This window comes from Bacillus haikouensis, from assembly GCF_013179555.1.
In the GTDB taxonomy this organism is placed as follows: Bacteria; Bacillota; Bacilli; order Bacillales; family Bacillaceae_B; genus Rossellomorea; species Rossellomorea haikouensis_A.
Genome location: NZ_JABMCR010000228.1, coordinates 1 through 6,627, shown reverse-complemented (window position 1 = coordinate 6,627; position 6,627 = coordinate 1). Strand labels below are relative to the sequence as shown.

General features: G+C 46.4%; 8 protein-coding genes. 3 read left to right on the top strand and 5 right to left on the bottom strand.

The window, feature by feature from the left end:
• Positions 1-93 precede the first annotated feature (93 nt).
• Both HP456_RS17935 and HP456_RS17930 read left to right on the top strand, forming a co-directional pair.
• On the top strand, positions 94-1,017 hold the full coding sequence (locus HP456_RS17935) for an alpha/beta hydrolase (RefSeq protein WP_172253634.1): 924 nt from the start codon (positions 94-96) through the stop codon (positions 1,015-1,017).
• Positions 1,018-1,020: 3 nt separating this feature from the next.
• Complete coding sequence (locus HP456_RS17930) at positions 1,021-1,950, top strand: aminoglycoside phosphotransferase family protein (RefSeq protein WP_172253632.1); 930 nt, start codon at positions 1,021-1,023, stop codon at positions 1,948-1,950.
• Between the two features lie 364 nt (positions 1,951-2,314).
• Here HP456_RS17930 and HP456_RS17925 read toward each other — a convergent pair whose 3' ends face one another.
• Positions 2,315-2,647: an iron-sulfur cluster biosynthesis family protein gene (locus tag HP456_RS17925; protein WP_172253630.1), complete on the bottom strand. Its 333-nt coding sequence runs from the start codon at positions 2,645-2,647 to the stop codon at positions 2,315-2,317.
• A gap of 128 nt (positions 2,648-2,775) precedes the next feature.
• On the opposite strand from HP456_RS17925, the gene HP456_RS17920 reads away from it, so the two are divergent.
• Positions 2,776-2,991, top strand: coding sequence for a CDGSH iron-sulfur domain-containing protein (locus tag HP456_RS17920; protein ID WP_172253628.1), 216 nt, complete (start codon positions 2,776-2,778; stop codon positions 2,989-2,991).
• Between the two features lie 54 nt (positions 2,992-3,045).
• Here the strand turns inward: HP456_RS17920 and HP456_RS17915 are convergent, their stop codons facing one another.
• From HP456_RS17915 to HP456_RS17900, 4 genes are all read right to left on the bottom strand, one after another.
• Positions 3,046-3,381, bottom strand: coding sequence for a YolD-like family protein (locus tag HP456_RS17915; protein ID WP_172253626.1), 336 nt, complete (start codon positions 3,379-3,381; stop codon positions 3,046-3,048).
• Positions 3,382-3,404: 23 nt separating this feature from the next.
• Positions 3,405-4,667 (bottom strand): Y-family DNA polymerase, encoded by a 1,263-nt coding sequence (locus HP456_RS17910; RefSeq protein WP_172253624.1) that lies wholly within the window; start codon positions 4,665-4,667, stop codon positions 3,405-3,407.
• A gap of 702 nt (positions 4,668-5,369) precedes the next feature.
• Positions 5,370-6,155 (bottom strand): glucose-1-dehydrogenase, encoded by a 786-nt coding sequence (locus tag HP456_RS17905; protein ID WP_172253622.1) that lies wholly within the window; start codon positions 6,153-6,155, stop codon positions 5,370-5,372.
• A gap of 43 nt (positions 6,156-6,198) precedes the next feature.
• On the bottom strand, positions 6,199-6,627 hold a 429-nt coding region (locus tag HP456_RS17900; protein ID WP_216663338.1), incomplete at its 5' end, for a GRP family sugar transporter.

Sequence of the window (6,627 nt, the reverse complement as noted above, 5' to 3'; positions counted from 1 at the left end):
TTTTCTTTCAGAGCCGCCCCAACATATAAATTCCACTTATTCCCTCTAAGTGATAAAATGAAAACACCGCTGTATGACTATGAGGTGAATAATATGAAAAATAGAACACTATTTCTAGGAGCGACCCTTTCCGCTCTCGGTATCGGCGTACTCGGATATTTCATTACGAATACCTTCATGTATCTCCCCAAAAAAAATGACAAACTCGTCCGATCAAGGGAAATCGACGCCCTTCGCATCATTCAGGAGGAGTTTGATGCTCTTCCCAAAGAGGAGGTCAACATCCCTTCTCCATACGGCTATCATCTCAACGCCATTTTTGTCACGCCCCATCCTCACAATAAATACATGATATTTGCGCATGGGGTCACTGAAAACAAACTGAACTCCATTAAATATATGAATTTATTCATCAAAAAGGGATTCAATGCCATCATCTATGACCACCGCCGCCACGGAAACTCCGGCGGCAAAACGACCAGCTATGGGTATTATGAAAAATTTGATTTAAAAGCGGTCGTTGATGAATTGATCAGGCGGGCGGGTGATGACGTCTTCTTCGGGTTACACGGCGAGTCCATGGGTGCCTCCACCGTGCTGCTATATGGAGGAAGCGTTGAGGATCGCGCCGACTTTTATATCGCCGACTGTCCCTATTCCGACTTCGGTGAACAGCTTGCCTACCGGATGGGTATCGAACTTGGTATTCCTGCAAGATTTCTTCTTCCGCTGGTAAACCGTACCTTGAAATTTCGCGAGGGCTACTCGCTAAAAGAACTGTCTCCTATTTCGGTCATTCAGAACATTCAAAAGCCTGTGTTGTTCATCCATAGCTTTGAAGATGATTATATACTCCCGCAAATGACCGAAGAATTATTTCAAAAGAAGCAGGGACCCAAAATGATGTATCTGGATTTCCGCGGGACTCATGCCCAATCATACAATGAGGATCCAGATAAATACGAAAGCGTCATCCAACGGTTTCTTGAAGAATTTGCTATGGCTCAGAAAGGATGATGTATGATGATTCCGGATTACTTTCGGTCAAAAATGAAAGCGATGTATGGTGAGTCTGGCGGGGTATGGGCAGATGGGGCCGTACAAATAATCCTCTCCCTGAAGGAGAAACTCAACCTGACATTCGGGGAACCTTTTTCTTTAAGTTATAATTTCGTCGTACCGGTCGTATTGGCAGACGATACTTCTGCGGTTTTAAAAATAGGGTATCCTAATAAAGATTTTTTTAATGAGTATCGTGCACTCGGGGAGTTCGCCGGCGATGCCATGGTGAAAGTGATCGACTTTGACCGGGAAGCGGGCTGGATTCTCCTTTCGCATCTTAAGCCCGGCACTGGCCTGCATTCATTAAGCGATGAAGATGAACGATTAAAAATCTTTGCTTCAGTGGCCCGGCGGTTATGGCGCAAACCTTCAGCTCCTCATCCATTCCCTGATGTTAAAGCCTGGTCAGAAGGTATTCAACGGTACCGTGCCCGTTTTCATGACGGTACCGGTACCTTGCCCGAAAAAATGATCTCAAAAGCAGAATCGCTGTTCGTACAACTTCTCAGCTCTTCAAAAGAACAGTATTTACTTCACGGTGACTTGCATCACGAAAACATCTTGTATTCGCGTTCGTCAGGCTGGACTGCCATCGATCCCAAAGGACTGACCGGGGAGCGGGAATACGATTGCATTCAGTATACGTTAAATCACTGGAAGCAGCACGATGAACCTTATGAACTCTTAAAGTACAGGACCTCTTCTTTATCTTCCCTGCTCTCTCTTTCCTATGAAAGACTTATTGCATACGGGTTCTGCCATTCAGTCCTGTCTGCCTGCTGGTGTGTCGAAGATGTAGAAGATATGGAAGATGCAAGAGACTGCTATGAAAATGGGACTGCCATTGCAGCAATGTATGAAAAACTCATGGGAGAAAGAAAAGCGTAAGCGCCTTGATCAGCCCCGACAAGCGTTGGAAGTCCGAACGGTGAAGTCGCTCTTTGACTTCATCGGGCGGACTGAAACGTCTCGAGGGGCTAGGCGCTGGAGCTGGACAGTAGAAAAGCGGAGGGGCTTTGAATAGAGGCGGGTGGCATAAGGCGAATCGGCCACGAAGGCGCCCTTTGCCTTCTTGGCCGGTTTGACTTATGACATGGGCCTCTAAGCCCCGGAGCTGGACAAGTAGAAAAGCGTAAGCGCCTTGATCAGCCCCGACAAGCGTTGGAGCTGGACAGTTCTCGAAATGAAATCTTTACTCCCTTATTCATAAAATAAAGCTGACTCCCTGTAAAGGTCATCAGCTTTTTGTCCATTACTCTTCCGGAAAGAGGATGAAATTCATTCTTCCGTTAAGGATTTGCCCCGGGCTTTTTAATTGAAAGGTATTGCTGTTTGATGAAAAATCGATTTTCAATTCTTCATCAAGGAAAACCGTTTTCGACTTCTCTACCAAAATCGGAAGACTATTGGTTTCCACTGTTACATCCTCAATTTCATCCGGTTTTGTGACATACCATAATGTCGGAATGCCGCTTACCACACATCCGCATCCCTCTATGTCATATTTCAGTTTCAAAAAGCCTTTTTGGCCGGCTATTTTATCATTGATTTTTTCTGCTGCTTCATCTGTAAGTTGAATTTTCATATGACATCCTCCTCCTGTCCATCCTAACATATTTCTTCCGTTTCCTTTAAGATATTGCATTTTTCCCTCTTTCACTTTACTATCATAATGGGGAAACTTTTTGTATTTTATAGAAAGGGTGGGTTTTCATGGCAAAAGCTCAAATCAAAGTCAATGACAATGGTTCTCTTCGTGTAAGCGGAGATGTGGAACTGATCGATGCAGACGGGAATGTATTTCCTACAAAGCAAGTCTTTTCTTTATGCCGCTGCGGTTTATCTGCAAATATGCCGTTCTGCGATGCTTCTCACAAGGGAAAATTCGAATCTTGTGTACGTGCGGAGAAAGTGCTGGACGATGAATAAAATTGAAAGCAGAGAGACTTCATGAAGTCTCTCTTTTTTACCGGCGGCACCTGATCATTCTTCAAAAAAGCGAATGTCCGAGATACCCGTTAAAGGAATATAGTGGGCTTTCCCGTACCGGTCCACCACATGCAGCCTCCCTTCCAGAGAATCGGCATGGTGAATGGATCCGACGAGATGTTCATGCCGATGATGGACATAATGAGTGATCGATACCGGTTTACCGAACTCCATCGCTTCCGCCACTACCTCATTCAATACTTCTAATTCTTGTTCATCAAGCTCTTTTCTTTTTTCATACGTATCTTCCTTCGCCCAGTCCCGTAATAATTTCACGTGCTCGGGCAGCATCATGGACGTCCATTTGATTCTTCCACGGTCACGAATCATGCCTGCTCACCTCCTGGACCCCGTCACGATTTATGTCCCCCGACAAGCCGTGCGCGGTGTCTCGCCGTTCCCGCTTCAGTATAGGATACCGCTCTAAGCAGGGAAGCCGATCCATACTTGCGGCGAATCTTATCCACCACATATCCCAACTCGCGCTTCTCCCACCGCTTGGGATCAAATAAAGAAAACTGCATTGTTTCATCATCTGTAATATTTGAAAGGGCGATGGATATTTTCCGGACAGTCTTTCCGTTGTAATTCTCTTCAAACAGCTGAAGACAGACTCTGTACAAATCCATTGTGACGTTCGTCGGCTCTTCCACTGTCCTTGAGCGGTGAAATCCTCCTCCGAATTCTTCCTGGCTGTATCCGATTCCAAAGCTGACGGTTCTTCCGGCCTTCTTATGTGTTCTTGCTCTTCTTGCCACCTCTTCACACATCTCAAGGATGACAGATTTGATCTCCTTCCTCTCCTTGTAATCCCTGAGAAGGATCTGGCTCTTTCCGAAGCTGATCTGCCCTTCCATGATCGGCGCTCCGATTTCCGATAAATCCACACCCCAGGCATGGTAATAGAGCTGATTGCCCATGACCCCGAACTTCGCTTCGAGCTTTTCTAACTCATATTGAGCCAGCTGCCCGACCGAGAAGATCCCCATCCGGTTGAGCGTCTTTTCAAGGCGGCGGCCGATTCCCCACATCTCACTGAGAGGGGACAGGGACCACAGCTTTTCCGGGACGTCTTCATACCTCCACTCTGCAATCCCTTCCTTCTTCGCTTCAAGGTCTAAGCATAGTTTCGAGAGAAGCATATTCGGTCCAATGCCAATCGCACACGGAAGCTGAAATTCCCTTTCCATGTCATCTTTGATCTTCTGGGCAATGGTCATGGCGTCCCCCCAAAGGTGGGTGGCTCCGTCAATCTTGATGAAGCTTTCATCGACACTGTACGTGTGAATCGCATCTTTGGGGACGTAGCGATGAAATAAGCGGGTAATTTCAGTAGAAATGCGGACATACGTGGCCATTTTAGGCTCTACAAGCCGGATGCGGGGATCCTTTGGAATTTCAAACATCCGCGACCCTGTCTTAATGCCGAAGTCTTTCTTTAACTTGGGAGATGCAGCTAACACAATGCTCCCCTGCCTGTCCCGGTCCCCGACCACTGCCAAATGACACTCAAGCGGATCGAGCCCGAGTATGACAGCCGAACAGCTGGCGTAAAAGCTCTTCATATCGATGCATAAAATCTTGTGGTGCGGCAGCCTGCTGTAGTCGACGGTCATTTACCATCCCTCCTTCACTCCTCACAATCGAACACTCGTTCTCATTTATTATATTTATGATTGTATACGAATATACGTTCGCTTTCAACTTAAATTATTGGGAATGGAGTTAAAATCTTGGGAACTAGAAAAGCGGAGGCGGCTCGCTCAGAGGCGACAAGCATAAGGCAGGGCAGCCATAAAGGCGCTCTTTGCCTTTTTGGATGGCCTGCCTTATGTCTCGAGCCTCTAGCCGCCGGAGCTGGACAAAAGAAAAGCGGAGGCGGCTCGCCCAGAGGCGACAAGCATAAGACAGGGCAGCCATAAAGGCGGTCTTTGCCTTTTTGGATGGCATGACTTATGTCTCGAGCCTCTAGCCGCAGGAGCTGGACAAAAGAAAAGCGGAGGCGGCTCGCCCTGGGACGCCCAAGTGAAGCACGGAGCAAACAAGAATCATTCTAACGTAGCACAATTATTTAAAAACCGGCACAATTATCCTCAAAGCCAGGTCCTGAGAAGAAAAATAAATGAGCCAACCCATTAGAACCACCCTATTTAACATAAAAATATAAATAGATATCCATTTCAGCTGTAAATATCCTGTTTTATTCTCATAAAAATAAAAAACCTCTTCCCCATCTGCCGGACCCCTTTCTCCTCTCCTGAACATCAAAAAAGGACTGCTCCATTAAGAGCAGCCCCGATTCACAAACAAATATACCATCACCCTTTGCCGGCTTGAAATCCAGGATATTTGGTCATCCCGCCATCCGCAATCAATGTCGTCCCGGTTACGTAGCTTGCCTGTTCGGACGCAAGGAATGCCGCACAGGAAGCGATTTGTTCAGGTTCGCCGATGTAGCCAAGCGGAATGAGTTTTTCGACCCCTTTTTTCTTTTCAGGGTCGGAAAATTTCTCTGCGTTGATAGGGGTGTCGATGGCACCCGGGGCAATATTGTTGATGCGGATGCCGTCAGGGGCAAACTCTAAAGCCAGGCTTTCCATCAACAGCTTCACTCCCCCTTTACTGGCAGCATAATGAACGAAATGCGGCCACGGTATGATTTCGTGCACAGATGATATGTTGATGATCGATCCCTTGATGTTATTTTCCAGCATATATTCAGCGGCTTCCCGGCAGCCGAGGAAGGTTCCTGTCAGATTCGTATTCAATACTTTATTCCAATCTTCGAGGGACAATCTTTCTGATGGCACTTCGTTTTCAATGCCTGCATTATTCACATAAATATCGAGGCCGCCATAAGTATCGCGGGCGAATTTGACAAAGGCTTCCACATCTGACTCTTTTGTCACGTCACCTTGGATGATGGAAGCCGTGCCCCCGCTCTGTTCGATTTCCTTCAATAATTCACCGGGGTTCTCTTCTTCACTGAAATAGTTGATGACGACCTTACATTGTTCCTCTGCAAACCGCTTGGCAATCGACTTCCCGATTCCCGTAGCAGCTCCTGTGATAATGACGACTTTTCCTTTCAAATCCGAATACATATGACTTCCTCCTTTATTTTTTTGATAAAATTTGGCTTCCTGTCTACTCTTTGGTAAAGCCAAGCAACACTCCTCCGATGATGATGAGGATACACCCTGTGATTACAAGTGAAATTTGTTTCTTCGATTTCTTTTCACCTAAGAAGAACAGACCTCCGATTGTTGAAATTACAATTCCAGTCTGGGAAAGGGAGAAACTTGTAGCCACACCGATTCTAGGGAGGGCGAGAAGCAGTCCGAGATTTCCGGCTGCCCACATGAGACCGGTCAAAACATTCCGGAGTGTATATTTATCAAAAGGTTTATACCTGATGGTGATGGCGACCGCCCCGATGAACATCCCGATAGCCTGTGGTAATATGGCTTCCCATCCGTCGATTTTGAACCAGCGGACAATGACGACATAAGCTATGTATCCGAGACTTGAAATAAACAATGTAAGAAGCCCTTTCTTTAACTGTTGATTATCTTT